The organism is Enterobacter sp. Li2LvB3 (assembly GCF_056156645.1).
Genome location: NZ_JBSICG010000005.1, coordinates 27,001 through 53,533 on the forward strand (window position 1 = coordinate 27,001; position 26,533 = coordinate 53,533).

Annotated in this window: 23 protein-coding genes; 8 read left to right on the top strand and 15 right to left on the bottom strand. The window is 54.1% G+C overall.

Annotated features, from left to right (window positions below):
• Positions 1-346 precede the first annotated feature (346 nt).
• From aqpZ to hcr, 4 genes are all read left to right on the top strand, one after another.
• Positions 347-1,042, top strand: a complete 696-nt coding sequence (gene aqpZ, locus ACS603_RS05645) for an aquaporin Z (protein ID WP_014069553.1) — start codon at positions 347-349, stop codon at positions 1,040-1,042.
• 175 nt (positions 1,043-1,217) lie between these two features.
• Positions 1,218-2,117, top strand: coding sequence for a LysO family transporter (locus ACS603_RS05650; protein WP_182060205.1), 900 nt, complete (start codon positions 1,218-1,220; stop codon positions 2,115-2,117).
• A 144-nt stretch (positions 2,118-2,261) separates the two neighbouring features.
• Complete coding sequence (gene hcp / locus ACS603_RS05655; protein ID WP_474943901.1) at positions 2,262-3,914, top strand: hydroxylamine reductase; 1,653 nt, start codon at positions 2,262-2,264, stop codon at positions 3,912-3,914.
• A gap of 10 nt (positions 3,915-3,924) precedes the next feature.
• Complete coding sequence (gene hcr / locus ACS603_RS05660; protein ID WP_474943902.1) at positions 3,925-4,893, top strand: NADH oxidoreductase; 969 nt, start codon at positions 3,925-3,927, stop codon at positions 4,891-4,893.
• A gap of 53 nt (positions 4,894-4,946) precedes the next feature.
• Here hcr and ACS603_RS05665 read toward each other — a convergent pair whose 3' ends face one another.
• Positions 4,947-5,381 carry a DoxX family protein gene (locus ACS603_RS05665; protein WP_474943903.1) on the bottom strand — a complete coding sequence of 145 codons (435 nt, stop codon included), beginning with the start codon at positions 5,379-5,381 and terminating at the stop codon, positions 4,947-4,949.
• A 152-nt stretch (positions 5,382-5,533) separates the two neighbouring features.
• Between ACS603_RS05665 and poxB the strand changes: the two genes are divergently transcribed.
• The 4 genes from poxB to ACS603_RS05685 all read left to right on the top strand — a co-directional run bounded on the left by poxB (position 5,534) and on the right by ACS603_RS05685 (position 10,849).
• Positions 5,534-7,252 carry a ubiquinone-dependent pyruvate dehydrogenase gene (gene poxB / locus ACS603_RS05670; RefSeq protein WP_182060201.1) on the top strand — a complete coding sequence of 573 codons (1,719 nt, stop codon included), beginning with the start codon at positions 5,534-5,536 and terminating at the stop codon, positions 7,250-7,252.
• A 37-nt stretch (positions 7,253-7,289) separates the two neighbouring features.
• The gene (gene ltaE, locus ACS603_RS05675) at positions 7,290-8,291 is read left to right on the top strand and encodes a low-specificity L-threonine aldolase (RefSeq protein WP_474943904.1); all 1,002 of its coding nucleotides are present in this window, start codon (positions 7,290-7,292) and stop codon (positions 8,289-8,291) included.
• A gap of 14 nt (positions 8,292-8,305) precedes the next feature.
• Positions 8,306-9,742: an SDR family oxidoreductase gene (locus ACS603_RS05680; protein WP_474943905.1), complete on the top strand. Its 1,437-nt coding sequence runs from the start codon at positions 8,306-8,308 to the stop codon at positions 9,740-9,742.
• Positions 9,743-9,835: 93 nt separating this feature from the next.
• The gene (locus ACS603_RS05685; RefSeq protein ID WP_182060198.1) at positions 9,836-10,849 is read left to right on the top strand and encodes an NAD-dependent epimerase/dehydratase family protein; all 1,014 of its coding nucleotides are present in this window, start codon (positions 9,836-9,838) and stop codon (positions 10,847-10,849) included.
• Between the two features lie 96 nt (positions 10,850-10,945).
• Here ACS603_RS05685 and ACS603_RS05690 read toward each other — a convergent pair whose 3' ends face one another.
• The 14 genes from ACS603_RS05690 to gspD all read right to left on the bottom strand — a co-directional run bounded on the left by ACS603_RS05690 (position 10,946) and on the right by gspD (position 26,528).
• Positions 10,946-12,769, bottom strand: coding sequence for a glycoside hydrolase family 19 protein (locus ACS603_RS05690; protein WP_474943906.1), 1,824 nt, complete (start codon positions 12,767-12,769; stop codon positions 10,946-10,948).
• 137 nt (positions 12,770-12,906) lie between these two features.
• Positions 12,907-13,359 (bottom strand): type III secretion system invasion protein IagB, encoded by a 453-nt coding sequence (gene iagB / locus ACS603_RS05695; protein ID WP_182060196.1) that lies wholly within the window; start codon positions 13,357-13,359, stop codon positions 12,907-12,909.
• Positions 13,360-13,497: 138 nt separating this feature from the next.
• Positions 13,498-16,227: a glycosyl hydrolase family 18 protein gene (locus ACS603_RS05700; protein WP_474943907.1), complete on the bottom strand. Its 2,730-nt coding sequence runs from the start codon at positions 16,225-16,227 to the stop codon at positions 13,498-13,500.
• Positions 16,228-16,483: 256 nt separating this feature from the next.
• Positions 16,484-17,281 carry a prepilin peptidase gene (locus ACS603_RS05705; protein WP_474943908.1) on the bottom strand — a complete coding sequence of 266 codons (798 nt, stop codon included), beginning with the start codon at positions 17,279-17,281 and terminating at the stop codon, positions 16,484-16,486.
• Complete coding sequence (gspM, locus tag ACS603_RS05710; protein WP_182060193.1) at positions 17,278-17,763, bottom strand: type II secretion system protein GspM; 486 nt, start codon at positions 17,761-17,763, stop codon at positions 17,278-17,280. Before gspM ends, ACS603_RS05705 begins: the two co-directional genes overlap by 4 nt.
• A complete protein-coding gene (gene gspL / locus ACS603_RS05715) occupies positions 17,760-18,905 on the bottom strand; it encodes a type II secretion system protein GspL (RefSeq protein ID WP_315688224.1) in 1,146 nt (381 codons plus the stop codon). The genes gspM and gspL overlap by 4 nt, the downstream gene beginning before the upstream one ends.
• Before the next feature lie 15 nt (positions 18,906-18,920).
• On the bottom strand, positions 18,921-19,931 hold the full coding sequence (gene gspK, locus ACS603_RS05720; protein WP_474943909.1) for a type II secretion system minor pseudopilin GspK: 1,011 nt from the start codon (positions 19,929-19,931) through the stop codon (positions 18,921-18,923).
• Positions 19,928-20,590 (bottom strand): type II secretion system minor pseudopilin GspJ, encoded by a 663-nt coding sequence (gene gspJ / locus ACS603_RS05725; protein ID WP_474943910.1) that lies wholly within the window; start codon positions 20,588-20,590, stop codon positions 19,928-19,930. Before gspJ ends, gspK begins: the two co-directional genes overlap by 4 nt.
• Positions 20,587-20,967, bottom strand: a complete 381-nt coding sequence (gene gspI / locus ACS603_RS05730; protein WP_182060189.1) for a type II secretion system minor pseudopilin GspI — start codon at positions 20,965-20,967, stop codon at positions 20,587-20,589. The genes gspJ and gspI overlap by 4 nt, the downstream gene beginning before the upstream one ends.
• Entirely contained in the window at positions 20,960-21,445 is a 486-nt protein-coding gene (gspH, locus tag ACS603_RS05735) for a type II secretion system minor pseudopilin GspH (RefSeq protein ID WP_182060188.1), read from the bottom strand. The genes gspI and gspH overlap by 8 nt, the downstream gene beginning before the upstream one ends.
• Positions 21,445-21,894, bottom strand: a complete 450-nt coding sequence (gene gspG, locus ACS603_RS05740) for a type II secretion system major pseudopilin GspG (protein ID WP_182060187.1) — start codon at positions 21,892-21,894, stop codon at positions 21,445-21,447. Before gspG ends, gspH begins: the two co-directional genes overlap by 1 nt.
• A gap of 4 nt (positions 21,895-21,898) precedes the next feature.
• Complete coding sequence (gene gspF / locus ACS603_RS05745; RefSeq protein WP_315688222.1) at positions 21,899-23,107, bottom strand: type II secretion system inner membrane protein GspF; 1,209 nt, start codon at positions 23,105-23,107, stop codon at positions 21,899-21,901.
• Positions 23,107-24,585: a type II secretion system ATPase GspE gene (gspE, locus tag ACS603_RS05750; protein ID WP_182060185.1), complete on the bottom strand. Its 1,479-nt coding sequence runs from the start codon at positions 24,583-24,585 to the stop codon at positions 23,107-23,109. The genes gspF and gspE overlap by 1 nt, the downstream gene beginning before the upstream one ends.
• A gap of 14 nt (positions 24,586-24,599) precedes the next feature.
• Positions 24,600-26,528: a type II secretion system secretin GspD gene (gene gspD / locus ACS603_RS05755; protein WP_182060184.1), complete on the bottom strand. Its 1,929-nt coding sequence runs from the start codon at positions 26,526-26,528 to the stop codon at positions 24,600-24,602.
• Between the last annotated feature and the right edge of the window lie 5 nt (positions 26,529-26,533).

Below are 26,533 nucleotides of genomic sequence, written 5' to 3' on the forward strand. Positions count from 1 at the left end.
CTTCAAGTTATCAGGAGTATAGCGGGAGGAAGCCCTGCATAACACTGTAATACACCTCAGTTATTCCGAAGCCGCACGAAAAAATCAGAATTTCCCCGCAACGTTTCATTTGAAATAGGAATTACCACACAAGATACTACCGCCCGAGAAGTGGACTATGCTGTATTAACCTTCATTTTGAACAAGGATTGACATCACATTGCCTTAAATCAAATTTATCGAATTTATTTAAGTGGCGAAGGGGTGTTGTTGGTTTCTAAAATAATGACTCTTTGAGTCGTCATCCCTTTATGACGATATAACCCGTATGCGGGAAAGTGTGCGGAAATTTATTATTGAGGTGGTTATGTTCAGAAAATTAGCGGCAGAATGTTTTGGTACATTCTGGCTGGTGTTCGGTGGCTGCGGCAGCGCAGTTCTGGCAGCAGCATTTCCAGAATTAGGGATTGGTTTTGTCGGTGTGGCTCTGGCATTTGGCTTAACCGTATTAACCATGGCGTTTGCGGTTGGACATATTTCTGGCGGTCATTTTAACCCGGCAGTGACATTAGGTTTGTGGGCTGGCGGTCGCTTCCCGGCAAAAGACGTTATTGGCTACATTGTTGCACAGGTTATTGGCGGCATTATTGCTGCGGGTGTTCTGTATGTTATTGCCAGCGGTAAAGCAGGCTTTGACGCAGCAGCCAGCGGCTTTGCATCTAACGGCTTTGGTGAGCACTCTCCAGGCGGCTACTCCATGATGTCAGCCATCGTCATTGAAATTGTGCTGACCGCAGGCTTCCTGCTGGTTATTCACGGCGCAACAGACAAACATGCACCCGCCGGTTTCGCGCCCATTGCCATTGGTCTGGCTCTGACGCTTATCCACTTGATCTCTATTCCGGTAACCAATACCTCGGTAAACCCGGCGCGCAGTACCGCCGTGGCGATTTTCCAGGGTGGCTGGGCGCTTGAGCAGCTGTGGCTGTTCTGGGTGATGCCAATCATCGGCGGTATTCTGGGTGGCGTGCTCTACCGCACTCTGCTGGAAAAGCGCGATTAACTGTTTTCTCCCTCTCCCACCGGGAGAGGGTCGGGGTGAGGGCATCAGACCGCACCACCTACACAAGCCGGGTAAGGAGTAGCCTCACCCGGCTTTCTTTTGCCGCTTTACTGGACGGCCTTTATTGGGTAGTGTCTCTGGCGCTCAACAGATACCCATAAGGACCCGGCTGTTCATGTTTTCAGGACTCTTAATCATTCTGCTGCCCCTGATTGTGGGCTACCTTATTCCGCTTCATCGTGAATCAGCATTAAGGCTCATCAATCGCTTCCTCAGTTGGATTGTCTACGTCATTCTATTCTTTATGGGAATTAGCCTGGCTTTCCTGGATAACCTGGCCGTCAATCTGCTTGCAATCCTTCATTATTCCATCGTGACTGTTGTGGTTATTTTGCTGTGCAATATCGCGGCCTTGTTCTGGCTCGAACGGACTATTCCATGGAAAAATCATCACCACCAGGAAAAGTTGCCTTCGCGAATTGCAATGGCGCTGGAATCATTAAAACTGTGCGGTGTGGTGGTACTGGGTTTCCTTCTGGGATTAACCGGATGGGCATTTTTACAACACGCTACAGAAGCCAGCGAATATACCCTGATATTCCTCCTGTTCCTGATCGGTATTCAGCTGCGAAATAATGGCATGACGCTGAAGCAGATTGTCCTTAATCGCCGCGGAATGATGGTTGCGGTGGTGGTGATTGCCAGTTCAATGGTCGCAGGTGTGATTAATGCCTTTATTCTCGACCTGCCGCTGAAAACAGGTCTCGCGATGGCTTCCGGGTTTGGGTGGTATTCGCTGTCGGGTATTCTGCTCACTGAATCTTTCGGCCCGGTCATTGGCAGCGCAGCCTTCTTTAATGACCTGGCGCGTGAGTTGATAGCCATTATGCTGATCCCGGGCCTTGTGCGTCGCAGTCGCTCCACCGCACTGGGGTTGTGCGGCGCAACCTCGATGGACTTTACCCTGCCGGTATTACAGCGTTCGGGTGGGCTGGAGATGGTGCCTGCCGCCATCGTGCACGGTTTTATTTTAAGCCTGCTGGTTCCTGTTTTGATGGCGTTCTTCTCCGCCTGATACTTCTTTGGCGGTAGCCTGTCTGCCGCCAAAATTGCGCTAAATCAATATCCCTCTATTTTGTAGCAGAAAGGGCTTTTCACCGTTCTGGCACAAGCATAACCTTAAAGATGTATATTAAATATAACTTTAACAGGTGTGATTATGTTTTGTGTGCAATGTGAACAAACCATCCGTACCCCGGCAGGCAATGGCTGCTCCTACGCGCAGGGTATGTGCGGCAAAACGGCAGAAACGTCAGACCTTCAGGACCTGCTGATTGCTGCCCTGCAAGGTCTTTCTGCATGGGCGTTTAAAGCCCGTGAATACGGCATTATCGACCACTACGTAGACAGCTTTGCACCCCGCGCATTTTTCTCCACGTTGACGAACGTAAACTTTGATTCCCCTCGCATTGTCGGTTATGCCCGTGAAGCCATCGCCCTGCGCGAAGCGCTGAAAGCACAATCCCTGAATGCAGACGCGGATGCCCGTGTTGATAACCCAATGGCCAGCCTTCAGCTGGTGAGCGACGACCTGGGCGATTTGCAGCGTCAGGCGGCAGAATTTACCCCGAACAAAGACAAAGCGGCGATTGGCGAGAACATTCTCGGCCTGCGTCTGCTGTGCCTGTACGGTCTGAAAGGTGCTGCGGCCTATATGGAACACGCTCACGTGCTCGGCCAGTACGACAACGATATCTACGCCCAGTACCACAAAATCATGGCATGGCTCGGCACCTGGCCTTCCGATATGAACGCTCTGCTGGAGTGCTCAATGGAAATCGGCCAGATGAACTTCAAAGTCATGAGCATTCTGGATGCCGGTGAAACCAGCACCTACGGTCACCCAACCCCAACCCAGGTCAACGTCAAAGCGACCGAAGGCAAATGTATCCTGATCTCCGGCCATGACCTGAAAGATCTGTACAACCTGCTGAAACAGACCGAAGGCACGGGCGTGAACGTCTACACTCACGGTGAAATGCTGCCTGCTCACGGCTACCCGGAACTGCGTAAATTCAAACATCTGATCGGGAACTACGGCAGCGGCTGGCAGAACCAGCAGGTTGAATTCGCCCGCTTCCCTGGCCCAATCGTGATGACCTCTAACTGCATCATTGACCCAACCGTGGGTGCCTATGATGACCGTATCTGGACCCGCAGCATCGTCGGCTGGCCGGGTGTGAGCCACCTCGAAGGTGACGATTTTGCACCTGTTATCGCCCAGGCGCAGCAGATGGCCGGCTTCCCGTACAGCGAAATCGAACACCTGATCACCGTTGGTTTTGGTCGCGAAACCCTGCTGGGTGCAGCAGATTCCCTGATCGATCTGGTCAGCCGTGAAAAACTGCGCCACATCTTCCTGATCGGCGGCTGTGACGGTGCGCGCGGTGAACGTAACTACTTCACCGATTTCGCCACCAGCGTCCCGCAAGACTGCCTGATCCTGACTCTGGCGTGTGGTAAATACCGTTTTAACAAGCTGGACTTTGGCAACATCGAAGGCCTGCCGCGCCTGGTTGATGCCGGTCAGTGTAACGATGCCTACTCTGCCATCATTCTGGCGGTAACCCTGGCGGAAAAACTGGGCTGTGGCGTGAATGACCTGCCGCTGTCACTGGTGCTCTCCTGGTTCGAACAGAAAGCAATTGTCATCCTGCTGACCCTGCTCTCCCTGGGTGTGACCAACATCGTGACCGGCCCGACTGCGCCAGGTTTCCTGACGCCAGACCTGCTGGCCGTGCTGAACGAGAAATTCGGTCTGCGTTCGGTCACCACCGTTGAAGAAGATATGCAGCAGCTGCTGAGCGCATAAGGAGCGATTCATGACGATGCCAACCTCACAATGTCCGTGGCGGATGCAGGTTCATCACATCCATCAGGAGACGCCGGATGTGTGGACGCTGTCACTGCTGTGCCATGACTACTATCCGTACCGTGCAGGTCAGTATGCGCTGGTCAGTGTCCGCAATTCCACAAACACCCTGCGCGCCTACACCCTCTCCTCTACGCCGGGTGTGAGCGAATACATTACGCTCACCATCCGTCGGATTGATGACGGTGCGGGTTCACAGTGGCTGACCCGCGATGTGAAGCGCGGGGATTATATCTGGCTGTCTGATGCACAGGGTGATTTCACCTGTGATGATAAGACGGAAGATAAATTCCTGCTGCTGGCAGCGGGTTGTGGGGTTACGCCGGTGATGTCGATGCGTCGCTGGCTGGCAAAAAATCGTCCGCAGGCCGATGTGCAGGTGATCTTCAGCGTGCGTTCGCCGGAAGATGTGATTTTTGCCGACGAATGGCGTAACTACCCGGTAACGCTGGTAGCTGAAAATAACGCGACACAGGGTTTTGTTGCCGGTCGCCTGAGCCGTGAGCTGCTGCAAAGCGTGCCGGATATCGCGTCCCGCACCGTGATGACCTGCGGCCCTGCGCCGTACATGGATATCGTGGAAGAGGAAGTGAAAGCGCTGGGCGTTAGCCGCTTCTTTAAAGAGCAGTTCTTTACCCCGGTGGCGGAAGCCGCGACCAGTGGCGTGAAGTTCACGAAGCTGCAACCGGCTCAGACCTTCTTTGGCCGCGTAGGCACTACGCTGCTGGAAGCACTTGAAAGCAACAAAGTCCCCGTTGTTGCCGCCTGTCGCGCTGGCGTGTGTGGTTGCTGCAAAACAAAAGTGGTGGATGGCAACTATACCGTCACCAGCACCATGACGTTAACGGACGCGGAAATCGCCGAAGGCTACGTGCTGGCGTGTTCGTGTCATCCGCAGGGTGACCTGGTTCTCGCATAAAAAAGACAGCCCGGTGGCGCTGCGCTTACCGGGCCTACAACTTCAAACCCCGATTACTTATACGCGGGGTCTTTCCCCACTGCGTAACGCCCTGCCCCTAAAAATGCCACTGCCAGTGCGCCGATAAAGAAGTACACCAGGCTTTCAATGGCCCATGCGCCAACTGCATCCAGTGCGAAGGTTTTACCCGTTCCCACCATCAGCCACGCAATCACCATCGTAAACGCCAGCACCAGTGCCGCCGGACGCGTGAAAAGACCCAGAACAACCAGCACCGGGGCCACCACTTCACCAATTAACACACCGTAGGCGATAAACCCTGGTAACCCTTTTTCCACCAGCATCCCGCTAATGAATCCCACGCCACCAAACAGCTTATGCAGACCGTGAAACAGCATCAGCCCACCCACGGCAAGTCGTAACAAGAGTTTGCCGAGATCGTCGCACGCCAGCTTTTTATTAACAGCAATTAACATTGTTTTAACCATCTGAAATTATTCCTGTTTTTACCCGAGGTATCATCAGATTATGACGAATAGTAACCAATGAAAAGCACCTTTAAATAAGGGGGATCCATCGGGCGTTGCGGCGAGTTTCATCTAAGCTTGTAGGCGGTATCACAAACAGGAGAAGGATCACCATGAAACAAACTGTGGCTGCATACATCGCAAAAACCCTTGAACAGGCTGGCGTAAAACGTATCTGGGGTGTTACCGGGGATTCCCTGAACGGGTTAAGCGATAGCCTGAACAAGATGAAAACCATCGAATGGATGCCAACCCGTCATGAAGAAGTGGCTGCATTTGCCGCAGGCGCAGAGGCACAGCTGACCGGCGAGCTTGCCGTTTGCGCAGGCTCCTGCGGGCCAGGAAACCTGCATCTGATCAACGGTCTTTTTGACTGTCATCGTAACCATGTTCCGGTGCTGGCGATTGCCGCACATATTCCGTCAACAGAGATTGGCAGCGGCTATTTTCAGGAGACGCATCCTCAGGAGCTGTTCCGTGAATGCAGCCATTACTGCGAGCTGGTTTCCACCCCGGAACAGATCCCTCAGGTGCTGGCGATTGCCATGCGCAAAGCGGTACTAAATCGCGGGGTATCGGTGGTGGTTCTACCCGGTGACGTTGCGCTGAAAGCCGCGCCTGAAAGCGCCAGCACCCACTGGTATCACGCGCCACAGCCCGTTGTTACCCCCACCGAAGAAGAGCTGAAAAAGCTGACTCAACTGCTGCGTTACTCCAGTAATATCGCCCTGCTGTGCGGCAGCGGCTGTGCGGGCGCGCATAAAGAGCTGCTGGAATTTGCCGGCAAACTTAAAGCGCCGATTGTCCACGCCCTGCGCGGCAAAGAGCACGTGGAGTACGATAACCCGTTCGATGTGGGCATGACCGGGCTGATTGGTTTCTCCAGCGGTTTCCATACCATGATGAACGCCGACACGCTGATTTTGCTTGGTACCCAGTTCCCTTACCGTCCGTTCTATCCGTCGGACGCCAAAATCATTCAGATTGATATCAACCCGGCGAGTATTGGCGCACACAGTAAGGTAGATATGGCACTGGTGGGCGATATCAAATCGACGCTTGCCGCGCTGCTGCCCCACCTGGAAGAAAAAACCGATCGTAAGTTCCTTGATAAAGCCCTGAGCGATTACCGCGATGCGCGTAAAGGGCTGGACGACCTGGCGAAACCGAGCGACAAAGCCATTCATCCGCAGTATCTGGCGCAGCAGATCAGCCATTTCGCCGACGACGATGCCATCTTTACCTGTGACGTGGGCACACCTACCGTCTGGGCTGCACGCTACCTGAAAATGAACGGCAAGCGGCGTCTGCTGGGGTCGTTTAACCACGGTTCTATGGCCAACGCCATGCCACAGGCGCTGGGCGCTAAAGCCACTGCGCCGGAACGTCAGGTGGTGGCAATGTGCGGTGACGGTGGGTTCAGCATGTTGATGGGGGATTTCCTGTCAGTGGTACAGATGAAGTTGCCGCTCAAAATTGTGGTCTTTAACAACAGCGTGCTGGGTTTTGTGGCGATGGAGATGAAAGCCGGTGGCTATCTGACGGATGGCACTGAACTGCATGATACTAATTTCGCCCGCATCGCCGAAGCCTGCGGCATTACCGGCATTCGGGTGGAAAAAGCCGCCGACGTGGACGAGGCGCTACAACGCGCATTTTCACTCGATGGCCCTGTACTGGTGGACGTGGTGGTCGCCAAAGAGGAGCTGGCTATCCCGCCGCAGATCAAGCTGGAACAGGCCAAAGGTTTTAGTCTTTATATGCTGCGCGCCATCATTAATGGCCGTGGTGACGAGGTAATCGAACTGGCAAAAACCAACTGGCTCAGGTAAAACATCTGGCACGCCTCTTTAAATATAAGGACTTGCCATGATTGATTTACGCAGTGATACCGTTACCCGCCCGACGCGCGCCATGCTCGAAGAGATGATGGCCGCCCCGGTCGGGGACGATGTGTACGGCGATGACCCGACGGTAAACGAACTTCAACGCTACGCGGCGGAGTTAAGCGGTAAAGAGGCCGCGCTGTTCCTGCCAACCGGCACCCAGGCAAACCTGGTGGCGCTACTGAGCCACTGTGAGCGTGGTGAAGAGTATATCGTCGGTCAGGGTGCGCATAACTACCTGTATGAAGCGGGCGGTGCGGCGGTGCTCGGCAGCATTCAGCCACAGCCGATCGATGCTGCGCCTGACGGCACCCTGCCGCTCGATAAGGTCGCCGCAAAAATCAAAGCCGACGACATCCACTTCGCGCGCACAAAACTGCTAAGCCTGGAAAACACCCATAATGGCAAAGTACTGCCGCGTGAATACCTGAAAGCGGCGTGGGAATTCACCCGCGAACGCAAACTCGGCCTGCACGTTGATGGCGCGCGTATTTTTAACGCCATCGTGGAGTATGGCTGTGAACTGAAAGAGGTCGTGCAATATTGCGACTCGTTCACTATCTGCCTCTCCAAAGGTCTGGGCACGCCGGTTGGCTCACTGTTAGTGGGCAATGCGGATTACATTAAGCGTGCAAATCGCTGGCGTAAAATGACCGGCGGCGGAATGCGTCAGGCCGGGATCCTGGCTGCCGCGGGCTTGTATGCGCTGAAAAACAACGTCGCGCGTCTGAAAGACGACCACGACAATGCTGCCTGGATGGCTTCGCAACTGCGTGAAATTGGTGCAGACGTGATGCGTCACGACACCAACATGCTGTTTGTTCGTGTGGGCGAGGATAACGCGGCCGCGCTGGGCGAATTTATGAAGGCGCGCGGCGTTCTGCTGAATGCCTCTCCGATTGTGCGCCTGGTGATGCATCTTGATGTTAGCCGTGAGCAGCTTACCCAGGTGGTGAGCCACTGGCAGGCATTTTTACAGCGTTAACAAAGGAGCGTAACGTGCCGCAACGTATTCTGGTGCTGGGTGCCAGTGGCTATATTGGCCAGCACCTGACGACGGTATTAAGCCAGCAAGGCCATCAGGTGCTGGCTGCGGCACGCAGTATTGAACGCCTGCAAAAGCAAAACCTGCCGAACGTCACTTGCCACAGCGTAGATTTAAACTGGCCGCAAGGTCTGACTACGCTGCTGGAAGGTGTCGACACGCTTTATTATCTGGTGCACAGCATGGGCGAAGGCGGTGATTTTATCGCCCATGAGCGCCAGGTAGCGATGAACGTTCGCGATGCCCTGCTGCAATCACCAGTTAAACAGGTGATTTTTTTAAGCTCTCTCCAGGCGCCTGTTCATGAGCAATCCGATCACCTGCGCGCACGTCAGCTGACTGCGGAAACATTACGCAGTGCCGGGATCCCCGTGACCGAACTGCGGGCGGGGATCATCGTCGGGGCCGGTTCAGCCGCCTTCGAAGTGATGCGTGATATGGTCTATAACCTGCCGGTGCTGACCCCCCCACGCTGGGTGCGCTCACGTACCACGCCCATTGCGCTGGAAAACCTGCTGCATTATCTGGTGTCTCTGCTGGAGCACCCCGCTGACCAGCATCGGGTGCTGGAAGCCGCAGGCCCGGAAGTGTTGAGCTATCAGGAACAATTCGAACATTTCATGCAGGTCAGCGGCCGCCATCGCTGGCTGCTCCCCATCCCCTTCCCGACCCGCTGGATCTCCGTATGGTTTTTGAATGTCATTACCTCAGTGCCGCCAACTACGGCAAAAGCGTTGATCCAGGGGCTAAAGCACGATCTTCTGGCTGACGATCGTGAGCTTCGCACGCTGATCCCGCAAACGTTGATCCGTTTTGATGATGCTGTACGCAACACACTCAAAGAAGAAGAAAAACTGGTGAACTCCAGCGACTGGGGCTACGACGCCCAGGCTTTCGCCCGCTGGCGCCCGGAGTACGGCTACTACCCGAAACAGGCTGGCTGTACGGTGAAAACCGCCGCCAGCCTGGAAGCCCTTTGGGAAGTGATTAACCAGATTGGCGGCAAAGAGCGCTATTTCTTTGGCAATATTCTCTGGCAAACCCGTGGCGCAATGGATCTGTTGATTGGGCATAAGCTCGCAAAAGGTCGCCCGGCTCATCCGTACCTTAACGTGGGCGATACCGTGGACAGCTGGAAGGTAATCATCGTTGAACCCGAAAAGCAGCTGGCGCTGCTGTTTGGCATGAAAGCGCCCGGGCTTGGGCGGCTCTGTTTTACCCTGAAAGATAAAGGCAGCCACCGTGAACTGGACGTTCGGGCCTGGTGGCATCCGCATGGAATGCCGGGCCTGTTCTACTGGTTGTTGATGATCCCGGCGCATCTGTTTATCTTCCGGGGAATGGCAAAACGCATTGCGCAACTTGCAGAACAAAAGAAGGAAAAGATCTAAATAAAAGTCTTATTCTTTCACCTTTCCCATTGCATACAGGCGTAATTCACGGAAGAATGCGCACGAAATTCTTTTTCAACACAGTGGATCGATATGAAGGTACTGGTTACCGGTGCAACCAGCGGCTTAGGCCGAAACGCGGTCGAGTTTCTGCGCAACAAAGGCGTTAGCGTCAGAGCTACCGGCCGCAACGAGGCGATGGGCAAGCTGCTGCAAAAAATGGGCGCAGAATTTGTTCATGCCGACCTGACGGAACTGGTTTCCTCACAGGCGAAAGTGATGCTCGCCGGTATCGATACGCTGTGGCACTGCTCCAGCTTTACCTCTCCCTGGGGTACGCAGGAGGCCTTTGATCTTGCCAACGTACGCGCCACACGTCGTCTGGGCGAATGGGCCGTTGCCTGGGGCGTGCGTAACTTTGTTCATATCTCCTCGCCGTCGCTCTATTTCGATTATCACCATCATCGCGATATTCAGGAAGATTTCCGCCCGGCACGTTTTGCCTGTGAGTTTGCCCGCAGCAAGGCGGCCAGTGAAGAGGTGATCGACCTGCTGGCGCAGTCTAACCCGCATACGCGGTTTACCGTACTGCGCCCGCAAAGCCTGTTCGGGCCACACGACAAAGTGTTTATCCCGCGCCTGGCGCAGATGATGCACCACTACGGCAGCGTGTTGCTGCCACGTGGCGGCGATGCGCTGGTGGACATGACCTACTACGAAAACGCCATTCACGCCATGTGGCTGGCAAGCCAGCCGGATAGCGATAAGCTGGTGTCTGGCCGTGCGTATAACATCACCAATGGTGAGCCCTGCACACTTCGCAGCATTGTTCAGCGGCTGATTGACGAGTTGCAAATCAACTGCCGTATTCGCTCTGTGCCGTACCCAATGCTGGATATGATTGCCCGCAGTATGGAGCGTTTTGGGAATAAATCCGCCAAAGAGCCTGCCCTGACGCATTACGGCGTGTCTAAGCTGAACTTTGATTTCACGCTGGATATTTCGCGCGCAGAGAACGAGCTGGGTTATAAGCCGATTGTGACGCTGGATGAAGGGATTATCCGTACGGCGGCATGGTTGCGGGATCACGGGAAGCTGCATCGATAATTAAACGGGTGCGACCTGATGCCCTCACCCTGGCCCTCTCCCACGGGGAGAGGGTACAAACACTAAAACGGCAACCCAAAGGTTGCCGTTTGTTTTTTACAGAGCCGTCCAGGCATCAGACCATGCCAGACCTGCGCCTGGTTCATAGTATGCCGGGGCATTGTTACACCAGCCACTGTACGGGAACGGTTTGCACTGGAACAGTTTACCGTGGTTGTTCACGATATCGCCTGCCTTGTACTTGCTGTTCGCGCTCCATGCAGCGTAAGAGCCGGAAGTCCCTTCATCCTGTGATGGCGTTGCCGCTTTCGCTTTCACGTTCAGCAAGTAGGTGGTGCTGCTGCTCAGCTCACCATCGCTGACGGTCAGGCTCACTTCGTACTGCTGCGCTGTCGCCGCTTCTGGCGCGGTAAAGGTCACAACCGCTTTGTCTTCACCGGTCACGGTCTGGCCATCCTGAGAGCGCCAGGTGTAGGTCAGTTTGTTACCGTCTTCGTCAGTAGAACCTTCAGCACTCAGAGAAACCTGCGCACCCGCTTCAACGGCACCAATTGGACCCGCAATCTGCGCCACTGGCGCGTGGTTTACCGCTGCCGGGGTTTCATCAGGTACTGGCGCTGGGGTTTCGTCCGGCACTGGCGCTGGGGTTTCATCCGGTACTGGCGTCGGGGTTTCATCCGGTGTGCTCGCTGAACCGTCGTCATTCACGATGTTCACGTTATAGAACTTCTGCACACACTTGGTGTAGTCGCCGTCTTTAAACGCACTGAATGGTGTCTGGTAGCCCACCAGCTGGCAGGCATAGGTCTTGCCGTCTGGTGTATCTGCGTTCCATCCCCAGTCCTGTTCCCAGTAAATCTTCAGCGCGCCCGCGCCGCCTTCATCGAATTGCTTCATGTTGGCGCAGCCAAGTACTTCGTCAGCCGGAACCTTAACGTTCAGATAGTTAGCGAACTCTTTGTAGTACTTAATACGGTTCTGAGACTGCGCAATTTCAGTCGGACCGCCACACTCAACGCCACCGTTGATGATTTGGGTCGTCACGCCGAAACCAGGGACCAGGCCATTCGCTTTATCGTGATCGTTTGGCTGCCAGGTACCGTCAATCACCTGCAACATGCTTGGTTTTGGCGGCTGTGGGTAAGCGAAGAAGAAGATGGCGCTCGCCAGGTTCAACCAGGTATCCGCAACCAACTCTGGTTTTTCCAGCAGAACTTTAACATCGCCATACATCGCTTCGGAGAACGGACCGTAGTTATAGTTGTAGGACAACTGCTTCGCACCGCGACCAAAGTAGCTCAGGAAATCACCGTCTTTGTCTTTCCCGCACGGCCAGGTCTGACCCTGCCAGACGTCGGTATTACATTCGCCGTTGTAACCGCCCTTCTGGCCTTCGCTCCAGCCCATTTCACGCACGTAAACCAATGCCTGACGCCATTCGGCTTCAGGACGCCAGCTTTCGTGACCGCCCGTTTCCTGGGCAAAGTGAGCAAACATGGTTGCCAGCTCTTTACGGCAGATGGCGTCGCTATCACGACCATCTTTGTAGGTGTCGCACAGCGCCGGGAATTTACCAACGGCTTTCAGGAAATTGCTGTAGCTATAATCTTTGGCGCGCAGCGGGAACAAGTACTCCCAGTCGCTCTCTTTCAGGATCCCTTCTACGCGTTTAACGTTTTCCGGGTTGGAAGCGCGGCCTGGCTCAATCTGCTCAACTGAAGCGTTGTCCAGCGTACGGATAGTATCCTTCACAGATTGCATCAGCGGAAAATCCGTCAGTTCTTTCTCTTTTTTCGTCAGATCGCTGGCTTTCATGGTGTAAGGCTCGCTGCTTTCTGCCTTCAGCATGGTGGCCTGAGCCATAACAGGTGCTATGCAAGCCCCTGCAATCAATACGCTCAGTAATGTCCTTTTATTCATCTCGGTTATTCCTGTTAAATACGATTATGTTAGTTAAAATCCCAGCTTATTTATTAATCCATTAATAAATAAGCTCCAGACAGCTGCTTTTCATTTTCTGAAGAATACTGAGGAGTACGCTTCAAAAAAGAAAAAACTCACCAGTTATTTCTCTCGTGTGTCTCAGATTTTAATTGCTGATACTTCGACCAGACTTTATGGGCGTACATCATACGCTTGGGATAATTTTCCTTTTTAAGCCCGGCGTTATACGCACCCACAGCTTCCCAGTTATATCCATAAACCTTTATCATTCCTGAGAGAATAGATGCACCAACCATAATGGAGGTACAGGGCTCCGTCATCAGGCGGTATTCATCGATGCCTTGCCTTTCCAGTTCTGGGAAATGTGAGCTGTTAATTTGCATTAATCCAACGTCGTGCGTCCCGTCATGATTATTCCCGACAGCATATGGATTCATTCCTGATTCCACATTGGCGATGGCATAAAGCAGATAAGGATCGACATGATAATAATGGGCCGCCTTATTCCAGCAATTCGCACATGCGCTTTGACTCAATATTAATAACAGCAACAGTAAACGCTTCATTATTCACCCGGCGTGGTATATCGTTATTCTCCTTACACACATCCTGTTAACGTATTTGAATTTACTGACCACACCCGAAGCGGGGCGTGGTCAGTGATTGTGGGCGGATATCACACCCACAATTTCAGGCTCAGAAGATTATTTGCAGTCTGCTGACGCGCCTTCTTTCACCCATACATCGCTGTTGCCTGGTTTGTCGCCCTGAGTCCACCATTTTGCGCGGTACTCGAAGCCCTGGTAGGTCGTCTTGTCGCCGCCGTTGTAGACGGTGTCAGCGCGCCAGTTCATTTTCACCTGGCTTACCAGTTCCCATGCATCTGCACTAAAGCCTGGCTTGTTGCCCTGAGTCCAGTATTTCGCTTTCCATACCAGATTATCAGCGCTTACCATATCGCCATTGTTGTAGACTTTGCTGGATTCCCACGCAGCATATTTGCTGGCGTTGGCATCAACCGGGGTATCACAGCTGCCGGTCGCAGTGCCTTCATCAGCCGGTTTAGTACCTTCGTCTGCTGGGGTAGTGCCTTCATCTGCCGGAGTCGTGCCTTCATCAGATGGCGTAGTGCCTTCGTCAGATGGAACGACCGGGGTCGCTTTCGGCGCCACGTTAACCTGTACGTTGGACTGAACGCTGGTTTTACCATCGCTCACCACCACGCTCAGGGTGTAGGAAGAATCAGAGGTGACTTCCGGTGCAGTGATGTTCACGTTCGCGGTGTCAGTACCGGTCGCATTCATATCAGCAGGAACGCTCCACGCATAGGTCAGGGCATCGCCATCCGGATCCGCAGCCTGAACGTTCAGCGCGTAAGACTGACCTGCTTCCAGATTCACCGTCTGCATCTGGTTAACAACCGGTGCCTGGTTGGCTTTTGGTGCTTTGTTCAGAACCTGGACGTCAGCGGTGCTGCTCAGGCCTTTGGCATCAGTCACGGTCAGGCGGAACGCCAGAGTCTGGTTGCTGGTCACAGCACCAACAGAGAAGCTCGCTTTCGCTTTGTTGCTGTTGGTCAGGGTTACACTGGAGCCAGAAATCTGAGTCCATTTGTAGGTGATTGCATCGCCATCTGGATCGGTGGATGCAGAGCCATCCAGGGTTACCGTTGCCGGGCCGGTCACGGACTGATCCGCTGCCGCTGCCACTGGCGCATGGTTGGTGACGACAGGTTCAACAGGCGTTGAGCCCCCCATCAGGCTTTCGTTCATCGCATTCAGGATGTCGCCGTTATCAGAGTCGATAGACCAGGAGAACAGGCCGCCCAGGCTTTTCGCCAGCACGTATTTGCCTTTCGCAGTCGTCGAACGGGCATCTTCATAAGAGATCAGGTCGCCGGTAGATTTGTTAAAGACGTATGGTGCTTCCGCATCCGCATCATAACCGTATTCCCAGCCTGGCTTGCCTTTGTATTCGTTCACAATCTGACGATAGTCAACTACGCCCGGTTCCCAGGTGCCTTTCACTGCGCCCGTTGCGGTACCGGTGAACGGGTTGTCGCCGGTGTAACCATGCACACCTGTCCAGCCGCGGCCATACATGCCCGCACCCACCACGATTTTACCTGGCTGCACACCCTGATCCAGTAGCGCATCGACGCCGTTAGAGGTGGTGTAGTTGGTGTCCGGACGCCATGCTGGTACGTGCAGCGCCGCCTGGTGACCGAGTTCAGTGTTGCTCCACGCGCCGTAGAAGTCATAGCTCATCAGGAAGATATGGTCGAGGTACTGCTGTACCGTGTTGTAGTCAACGTCTTCGATCTTATCTTTACCGGAACCAATTGCGGTGGTCAGCTCATAGGTACGACCGGTTTCTGCTGACAACTCGTTCAGCATGGTGCGCAGGTCATGCATCACTGCGGTGTAGGTGGCTTTATCCTGCTGAGGATTACCCAACGTTTCGTTCACGCCGCCGCCGCCCGGGAATTCCCAGTCGATATCTACGCCGTCGAAGAATTTCCAGGTCTTCAGGAAGTCTTTAACAGAGGCCACGAAGCGTGCACGGATCGCCGTGTCGTTCATTTTGTAGAACGGATCGGACATGGTCCAGCCGCCGATAGATGGCAGCACTTTCAGATCCGGATGGGCTTTTTTCAGCGCCATCAGTTGACCAAAGTTACCTTTGTACGGGTCGTCCCAGTTCGTCACGCCAGACTGCGGTTTTTGCAGAGCAGCCCACGGATCGTGAATGGCCACGGTGAAGTCCTGACGGCCCGCACAGGCGCGCTGAAGGGCCGCGAAGCTGTTACCATTTTCAACGGTTTTCAGACCGTCGTTGATGCCGTCGCCGCCGCAGATTGGAATGAAGCCATACAGGATGTGGTTCAGGTTAGATGCCGGGATTTTGTCCACCGGGAATTCACGACCGTACACGCCCCACTCGGGGAAATACGCCCCCACCACTATATCGGTGTGCTGCGCGAAGGTTTTGTTGTTCTCTTGCAGAGGAACATTCAGCGGCAGCAGGTGGCTGCCGTCAGTATCGGCAACGATGATCAGCTTGCTTGCGCTTTTGGAGCACCCGCTGGCGTTACAGAGTTCAACCTGTTCCTGATAGCGGCCACCTTTTTTGACTTTAAAGGTTGCAGAGCCAGACGCACCGGCTGCACCAGACCAAACGGTCTGACCGTCCAGCAGAACTTTACCGGTGGTCGGCGCATCGCCACTCCAGACGTTCCACTCAACCTTCACATCCACACCATCGTTGTGCACTTTAACGAGAGTACCGTAATCCTGTGCGGCCTGGTCAACTTCAACGATAGCAAACTTATCATTGCCACTGCTGATTGAAGGCGTACCTGGCGCGGCGGCAAATACAGAGCCGGATGCCGCTGCAACAAAAAGTGCCAGATATTTAGGCTTCATAAATTTCATTTTTGTTTCCTGATAAATTTATTCGTAATTAAATGACCCATATCTTCCTTTAAGACATGGAATTTTCTACATGCAATAGTTAAAACAATATAACTTGCGGGGTATTACTATAAATATTTACTACCTGAAAAATCCCTCTGTTAAAGAGACACGCTCCACTCCATCTATTTTATGTTTATTACGATACACGGAATAAAAAGCAGATGCCTTTCATTTCCCCGTCGAAAAAAATTTCAAAAAATCTTGACCTGTACATTTAGAATGTGACAGAGAATACCTGCCCGACAAAAACAATCATGCCTGCAACAGATAAATAAGGGCCAAAAGAAATAGTTTGGTTATTTTTATTTAAATTATTAAATATGAAATAACCAATAATGCCGCTTACTGCCGCGATCAGCTCAACAGAAGGTAATGCCTGCCAGCCACACCATGCCCCCAGCGCCGCCAGCAGTTTAAAATCACCGTATCCCAGCCCTTCGCGCCCCGTCGCCAGGCGAAAAGCCCAGTACACCAGCCACAGCGAAAGGTACCCCGCCACTGCGCCAAAAAGCGCATCGCGCAATGGCAAAGAATGGTCGAACGTATGAAAGAGGAGCCCCGCCCACAACAGCGGCTGCGTCAGGCAATCGGGCAGTAACTGATGCTGCGCGTCAATCATTGCCAGCGGCAGGAGAAATGCGGCCAGCAGCCAGAGCGCGAGCAGTGCCTGCACATCAGGTACACACCAGGCCGTTGTGCCAAAATACAGCGCGGTGAAAAGCTCAATCAGGAAGATGCGCAGCGGGATCGCCGTGCGGCACTGGCTGCAACGCCCGCGCAGAAACAGCCAGCTCAGCAGCGGAATATTCTCCCAAACCCTCAGCGAATGCTGGCACACCGGGCAGTGAGAGCCCGGGAACAGTAGATTGCCGCATCCCTCGTCTTCCATCACCATTGCCGGCACGCGCTCTGCCACAACCCCCAGAAAACTGCCCGTAATTGCGCCTAACACCGCACTCATTACGGGAAACCCAACAGGGTAAACCTCCCGGATCAGTGCGAAGGTATTCATGTTATTTTCATCCAGGTCAGTTGAATTTCGGCTTTGACATCGCTGATATGGTCAACAGGGGTAAGGTTCATTTTCTGCAACCGGACTCCCGAAGTCTGATTGATTTCACGCAACCAGTTTTTTAATTCATAAACATTCACCCGGCTCACCACGAACGATAATGTCTGCCCATCCTGGCGCACATCACTGAGCGATAAATTAATCTCATGAGCGCTATTTTCCACAACACTGCGTGGGTTATCCGTTTTAACCTGAAGCATCTGAAGATGGTTTTTATCAATTTCGACACGCATCCAGTTCAGGGTCTCCGTTTGTCGGGCCAGTGTTGATTTACTGCCCTGAATCATATTATCCAGCGGGATCACTCCGGCGTAGTACACCGCGGCGCAGCCTATTGCGGCAGCACACACTTTTAAGATTATTTTTTCTCTGGCGCTGTAATTCTGGTAACGCGATTTCAGCTGCGCGATTCGTTCTTTCATTTATATTTCCCTGTGATCATCGCGGTATAAGGCGCCTCTTTTGAAACTGGCTGTAGAGCAAAATCAAAATTAGCGCGCGTCTGGTTAACGAACTCCTGTGATGCCTGCGGGCTTTCCGCACTGACGCTCAGGGTCAGAACGCCTTGCGTCGCATCATATTCCAGTGCATTAATTTCCAGCGACGGCACGGCCTGTTTCGCTTTTTCCAGCTCATCCAGTTGCAGGAAGATCCCCTTACGCTGTTTCTTAATATTCTGGCCAAAATGGTATTTGATGTTGGTCTGCTGACGCATACTGGGGAAGTGGTGCTGGTAAACCTGCACAATCTCCTGCTGAACCTGGTTTTCTTCCTGCACCAGCATCCAGGCCATCGCCACACGCGGGCCTAACAGCAAGCCGAGCGACAGCAAACCGGCGGCAACGATCATCGCCTTTACGCCTTTCGTTACCCCTTTTTGCGCGCCCCGCGAACTGAACTCGCCGTGCAACACATTGATCTTACAAGCCTGCCACTGGGGCTGGATCAGCGCCAGCGGGTGCTGCCACGGCAAAGATTCATCCACGTCAATACCGTGCGGAACATCACCGTAGCAACGCACTTCGCCTTCGCCCGTTTTCTGCATCAGCATCGGGAGCAGTGCGCCGTCCACCTCGCAGGCAGAAGCCGGAGCCAGACGCAGCCAGTAGTTATCTTCCAGTGCAACAACCGTGCTGCCGCCCGTGGTGCAAGGCAGCAGCCAGGCATCCGGTAACGCCTGGATGACGTTTAAGCCCACTTCGCGAAAACAGGCAAGCCACTGGCGCAGGCGCGTGGCATCGATCGCCACGGCATCCACTTCACGCCCTTTTTTGTTAAGCACCGTCCAGTGAAGGTTGTCCACCTCGCCAATTAATGTCTCTTCCGCCATCCATGAGAACGCCGTGCCCGGCGATGCCATGCCTTTTTTAGGTAGCGTAAAGTGGCGGAAGATCATGTCGCTCGCCGGGAGCAATAAGCACACGCGAGCGGCCAGAGGATGACTGGCAAGTGAGCTGAGTGCTGCCAGGTTATCCAGCGCTTCAACCTGCTGGCTACCGGATTCGCACCACCATAGTTTCCCGTCCTCGCGGCTGTCGGGACGAATAAAAAGTACCTGTTTCATAGATATCGACTTTTGTTATTCAATCATTCGGTAACGACGTTGCCACGTCACAATCTCGCCGGCTTCGTTATTAACCTGAAGCTGGCTGACCACGCGAAGCGTTAAATCGTCAGTGTTGCCGGTATAGTTGACGCGAAAATAGCGGCTATTGATGGCTATCTGCTCTGCAACCTGCGGCAAATCGTCTTTTAACTGCGGGAAGTTTTGCTCCAGTGCTTTGCTGAACGCCTCAACGCTTTCCCAGCCCCCTTCGGGACGGGCATCAAGCAGTCGGGCGGCGTCATCTTCCGTTAACTTCCCCGGGAAGAGCGCTGCCAGAACGGCTGCGTTTTCCGGTTTGAGGGTATTCACGTCCACCTTCGCGGCCATGTCTGGCAGCGCGCACAACAGCGTGCTGACTTTCGAATACGCCGATGCGGGGAACGCCGGCAGCAGCTTGATTTCTGCAATGTTGCGCATCATCTGATTCGCGGGCTGCCGCGCCGGGACAACCCCTGCCCAGGCGTCAATTTCAGCACCCTCTTTAACCGTGGTGCTATCGCCATCGAGGTAATCCGCCAGCTGGAGATAGACCTCTTCGGCGGAGGTCTGGCTGATACCGCCATCGGTCAGAATTTGCTCAACAATCTGCTCTTTGCGCGGTTTTTCCACCACAGCAGGCGCGTTTTGCGCCTGAGCGGATGTGTCGGCGGCCAGCAGGTTATTGACGTTGAAACAGTCCTGCGCATCGTCAACCTGGCTCACCACCGTGTAGTTATCGCCCTGGGTCTCCAGCGGCTGATGCCAGTCACCCTCGGGTGCCAGCGCTTTACTTTCACCGCTGGCATCGGTTTGCAGGGTGTCTTTGATCACCTTCTCCTGCGCCAGCATGGCCCAGCGCAACTGCTGCTGACTCACCTGGTAGTGCGTTTTTTGCAGATTGCGGCAGAACTGCTGGCTGATTTTGGCCGCCAGCGCTGACATCATCACCAGCAGGATCAACACCACCAGCAGGGCAACGCCTCGCTGTTTGTTCACCCGGCTCATGGCTCTGCTCCTGTGGCAACCGGCGGCGCCGTTGGTGCTGGCACTGCGCCAGGTGCTGCCGGTGCTTGCTCATCTTTTTTCTCCGGGGCAGCCGCGACCTCAGGCATATCCCCGGGGGTGGTGAATACCCAACGCCAGGTATCGCCATTTTCCATCGTCAGGCTCAGCTCAACCCCTTCCGGCTGATGGGTGTTATCCGTCCAGCTTTTCTGCCAGCCCTTAAGGTAAAAACGCCACTGCATCGACTTCACCTCACGCACAACGGGCACTTCATCCGGTTTTATATTTTCCGGGCCATCGATAGCGGGCCAGACATCGCGGTACAAAACCCCCTCTTCCAGCCGCCAGCGCACACGCTCCAGCTGCACCGTTCCGCTCACGCCGTTGAGCGTGGTCAATTCGATGGCGTTCTCATCCTGCCGGAACACATCCGGCTCATTACGCGGCGCGCGCGCCTGAAGCTGAAAGAAATCGCGCTCCATCAGGCTCCAGGCGCGCTGAACCTGGTTAAGCTTTGCCGCGCTGGCATCTGTTGCCGAGCTGGTACGCATCGCGCCGTCCAGAATTTGCCAGGCGAGCGTGCTGATCACCGCAAAAATAGTGAGTGCAATCATGATCTCCAGCAGGGTGAAACCGCGCTGACGTTGCGTGTTTTTCACTTGATCTCTCCTGGCGGAATAATACGCAGCGCTATCACCGGCTGGCTTTCATCGCCTTCGGCATAGACGCGGATTTCGTTGGCCCAGACATTGCTGGCGGTTTTTACCCGCTGCTTTTGCCAGTTCCAGCTGCGCCCGCCCATCAGCTCAGTGCCCTGTTCTTCAGCATCCGGGAAATCGCTTTTGCTGAGCTGTGCTTCCGCCAGCTGGTTTTCGGCCACCCAGCTGGCCTGCAATGTTTCGGCAAGGCCGTGGGTAAAGCGCACGTTAAGGGAGACGGAGTTCATCAGCGCCAGCGCGGCGGTGGAGAAGATAACCAGCGCGACCATCACCTCCAGCAGCGTCATGCCTTTTTGCGTCGTTCTGCGTTTAGTCATCGTTCTCCACCGAAACGGGCGCCGCGCCCTGCGACACCACGCGGAAATGGTGCTGTTTATCGTAACTTTGCAACGCAAGCGTAAAACGGCCGATCTCCCCGTCAGGCAGAAAGACGATTTGCGGCTCGGCATCTGTCGTGGCGGCCAGTCGCTGCGGGGAAAGCGAAACGTGCATCTCTTCGGGAAAATCCCCACGGGTAGTAATTCGCCCGGCAGATAATGGCACCCAGTGCCGCTCGCCATTTTTCTCTTCAAGCGTCACCAGCTGATATTTTTCAGCCGTGATAACCAGCCCGACGATATTTCCGTCCATCACTGCACGATCGGAACCATAATCCACAAGGGCTTTTAATTGCTGGCCAAATATATCCGCACCGCTGCGTGACGGTATTGTTGACACCACCATCATGGCGCAACTGGCAAATATCACCAGCGCCAGAATAATTTCCAGCAATGTAAAGCCGCGTTGCTTTTTCATTATTTTGCTTGTTTGTCGAGTGACCAGTTTGTGATGTCATCTGCGGTGTTCGCTTCACCGTCCGGGCCCGCAGAAAATACGTCTACAGCGCCGTGTTCACCCGGGCTGACCAGCAGATAATCACTTCCCCACGGGTCTTGTGGCAGGCGGCGGATATAGCCATCAGCGCGGTAGCCATTTGGGATTGGCGCAATCTCAGGCTTTGTCACCAGCGCCTGCAAGCCTTGTTCGGTGGTTGGATAACGGTGGTTATCCAGCTTATACATATCGAGTGAACCTTCGAGCGCAACAATATCGCTGGTTGCTTTCTGGGCATCCGCTTTTTCTTTATTGCCCATTAAGTTGGGTACGACCATACTCGCCAGAACGCCGAGAATAACAATTACCACCATTAATTCGAGCAAAGTGAAGCCCGCCTGGCGAGCCAGGTTTTTACGTTTTATAGCCATTTAATTAACCTACCATGTTATTAAGTTGCAGAAGCGGTTGTAATATTGACAGCACGATAAATAAAACTATCGTCGCCATTGATACCACCAGCGCCGGTTCAAAAACCGACAGTGTTAATGTAATGCGGTGCTGTAACGCGGATTCCTGGTTTTCTGCCGCGCGATCCATTAAGTTGCCTAATTCACCGCTCTCTTCACCGGAGGCAATCATGTACAGCATGGTCGGCGGGAAGAGTTTCGCCTGTTCCAGTGCCGCATATAATGACGCCCCCTGGCGAACGGTATCGGCCGCCTGCTCCAGGACCTGTCGCGCGCGGAGGTTTTCGATACCATCCATCGCGATATACATCCCCTCCAGCAGCGGGACACTACTCGCCTGTAAAATACTCAGCGTGCGGATGTAGCGGGCGCTGTTAATGGCGCACACCAGCTTTTTAATCGGCGAGCCATTCACCAGCCAGCTGTGCCACAGAAAGCGGTTTTTGCCGTTTCTGATCCAGGCTTTAAACCCGACAAACGCTCCTGCCAGGCTGCCGGCGATATAAATCCCGTAGGCCTGCAAAAAATCACTTACGGCGATAAGCGTGCGGGTGGTTATCGGCAGTTGCTGTTTCATATGGGTGAATTGTTCAATCACCTGCGGAACCACCGCCACCAGCAGAATACTGATCACCGCAATCGCCACCACCGTCAGGGTGATCGGGTAGACCATCGCCTGCGTTAGCTTACTTTTCATTTTCTGGCGCTGTTCGTTGTATTCCGCCAGCTTTTCCAGCACATCGCCCAGATGCCCGGTTTTCTCACCCGCCATCACCAGCGTGCAATAGAGCTTGTCGAAGGTGCGCGGAAACTGGCTAAAAGCGTCAAACAGCGTATGCCCTTCCACCACTTTTTCGCGGATCTCCACCACCATCGACGCCAGCTTTTTGTCTTCCGTCTGTTTCGAAATAGCCTTTAGCGCGCTTTCCAGCGGCAATGCGGCATTGACCAGCGTAGAGAGCTGGCGGGTAAACATCGACAGCACAGGCGTGGAGAGTTTGGCGCCGGTTGCGGCTTTCCCCGCCGCCGCCTTCTCGCGGGTTTCGGTAATACTTACGGGCATTAGCTTCTGTTCACGCAGCATCTGGCGAACCTGCTTTTGCCCCTCGGCCTGCAACGTGCCGCGCCGGGTTTTCCCCGCTGCGTCCGTTGCCGTCCATGCGTAGAAGGCCATCAGTCATCGCCTCCACGTTCGGCGGTGACCCGCATCACTTCTTCAAGTGACGTGACGCCGCTAATCACCTTCAGCAGGCCGTTTTCCCGCAGGCTATAGGCCTGCTTAAAGAGCTGCGTTTCGATGGACATTTCATCTTTATCTTCATGAATGGCACGACGCATGGTGCTGTCTACCACCAGGAATTCATGAATGCCCGCACGTCCCTGATAGCCGCTCTGGCGGCAATGTTCACACCCCACGGCGCGATAAATTGCCTTTGGCGGGGTTTCCATAAAGCTGAACAGTACTTTTTCATTGTCGTCCAGCGGACTGGTCGTGCGGCAGTGAGTACACAGCCGACGCACCAGACGCTGGGCAATGACACCGAGCAACGATGAACCGATTAAAAATGACTCCAGCCCCATATCCCGCAGACGCGTAATCGCCCCTGCGGCGCTGTTTGTATGCAGCGTAGACATGACCAGGTGACCGGTTAGCGACGCCTGCACTGCAATTTGCGCAGTTTCGCCGTCACGAATTTCCCCGATCATCACCACATCCGGGTCCTGGCGCAGGATTGCGCGTAGCCCGCGGGCAAAGGTCATGTCCACGCGCGGGTTAACCTGCGTCTGTCCCACCCCTTCCAGCTCATATTCAATCGGGTCTTCTACGGTCAGAATGTTGCGTTCATGGCCATTGAGCGCCGAAAGAATAGCGTACAGGGTGGTACTTTTACCGGAGCCTGTCGGTCCGGTGACCAGGATAATGCCGTGCGGGCGGTCAATCAGCCCTTTTAACTTTTCCAGCTCTTCATCAATCAGGCCGAGCTTGTTGATATCCGGCTTGAGGTTACTTTTATCGAGTAAACGCATGACCACGCGCTCGCCATACTGCGACGGAATGGTGGAAACACGCACGTCGATAGCCTTACGGCCAATACGCAGCGAAATACGGCCATCCTGCGGAAGGCGTTTTTCCGCGATATCGAGTTTTGACATCACCTTGATACGCGAGACCAGCAGCGGCGCGAGTTTTCGCGCGGGTTGCAGTACCGGTCGCAACACGCCATCGACACGAAAACGGATACTCAGCGTGCGTTCGAAAGTTTCGATATGAATATCCGACGCGCCCTCTTTTACCGCCTCGCCAAGAATGGCGTTGATCAGGCGGATCACCGGCGAGTTTTCGTCGTTATCCAGCAGATCCTCGTTATCGGGGATCTCCTCGGTTAACGCCATCAGATCGATATCCGCATCCATGTCGTCAACCAGCTGCTGTGAGACACCGCTGTTCTGTTGCCAGATTTTCGCCAGCATCTCTTCAAATGATTCCGGCGTCAGGGTCACGGGAACAAAAGAACGTCCCAGTACCCGGCGCATTTCCAGCAGCGCAAACGCCGGTACATCGTCACGGACATAGACATCGTCGTTGTAAAACAGGATGCCGTTGTCTTTCGCGTAGCTGCCGCTGCACAGAAATTTACTCAGTTCGTCCACGTTACGCCCCTGCCTTACTCTTTAAACGGATTGCGCGAGGTAGTGGTGCTACTGGTTTTCACCGGTGCAACGCCGCTCTGTTCAGGGAAAGAAGGCAACACGGCGTTATCCGTGGGGGCAACAATGCCCAGTTTCTTCTCTTCAATACGCTGCTGCTGGCGCGCACGCATCTGGTCGTAACGTTCTTTTGTTGCCGCGCTGTAGTTGTCGTCATCACGCAGAACGGTGGTATGGATGAAGACCATCAGATTGCGCTTAGAGGTATCTTGCGAGGTGTAGCGGAAAAGCTGCCCCACCAGCGGGATATCGCCCAGCAGCGGCACTTTCGATACCGACTGTTTGGTGACGTTTTCCATCAGACCGCCCAGTACAACCGTCTGGCCACTGTGCACCATCACTTCGTTATTGATGGTGCGCGTGTTGAAGGTTGGGCCGAGGCTGGCATCTTCCGTGGCGCTGTTATCCACGCTGGACACTTCCTGTTCAATCTTCAGGTGAATCATGTCGCCGTCGTTGATTTGCGGAACAATCTTCAGCTTGGTGCCGACCGTTTTACGTTCAACGGAGTTAAAGACATTATCGCCGCTGGTAGTCTGCGAGCCGGAAAGCACCGGTACATCCTGGCCGACGTTGAACGAGGCTTCTTTGTTATCCAGCGTCACCACGCTCGGTGTGGAAAGAATGTCGTTTTTGCCTTCGGTAGAGAGTGCCGTCATCAGCGCACCGAAATCGCCGTTGAAGAATCCGGTTGCCATACCGGTGAAGCTCACCCCTTTCAGGTTGCCATTCTTCACCTGGCTTATCGGTAAGCCCGTGGACCCAAACTGTACCCCACCGTGTTTACCCGTCCACTGCACGCCAAGATCCAGTCCGTTTCCGTCCTGGACTTCAGCAATGATCGCCTCGACCAGTACCTGTGGACGACGAATATCGAGCTTGTCGATCACCTTCTCCAGCGAGCTCATAACGTTTGGCTGGGCGGTGATCACCAGCGAGTTGGTGGATTCATCAGCCGTAATATTCAGATCTGTTGTCGCAGTGGCGGTTTTCGCTTTTGCCGCCCCCGCTTTGTCTTTCAGCTGTTCGCCAATCCCGGTTAAAACCGGAACCACTTTGGCGGCATTGGCATACTTGAGGTAGAACACACGCGTGTTACCTTCGTTATTCTGCTCGCGATCCAGCTGGCCGATAAGCGAGCGGGTACGTGCCCGTGCACCTTCCGACCCGCTGATAACCAGGCTGTTGGTTTCGTCATCTGCCACCACTTTGGTCGCCAGCTGCGGCGCGTTTTGCCCTTTCTGCTCTTCGTTGTTGAGGTTGTTCAACATGTCGGAAAGCTCTTTGGCCGAGGCATAACGCAGTGGGACAATTTCACGGCGCTGCATTCCGGAGCGATCGACGCGCTCAACCAGATCCACCAGGCGGTTCACCACCGAGGCTTTACCGGTTAATAACAGCACGTTAGACGGCTCGAAATGCACCACGTTGCCAATGCCCGAGGCATCGTTGAGCTGGCGCAGAAGCGGAGCCAGTTCACGCACAGGCACATTTTCCATGCGCACAACGCGGGTGATAATTTCATCCCCTTTGCCCGGATTTTTACTGTCGGCAATCGGGGCCCCTGCGGTACGCGCCACGCTTGAGCGCACCACTTTCACCATACCGTTATCCATCGGGATCACCGACAAACCGTACAGATCCAGCACGCTCAGGAAGAACTGGTAGTACTCATCTTCCGTCAGCACGTTATAGGTTCTGACGGATACCGTTCCCTGAACGGAAGGATCGACCAGAATAGTTTTATTTAAATTACGACCTACCGTATCGATAAATTCACGAATATCGGTATTTTTAAAACTGGCGCTAAAGTTTGCTGCAAACAGCGAACCGGAATATAACGACAATGCGGTAAGCGCCACGCACGCCCATGGAAATTTCTTCATGTCTG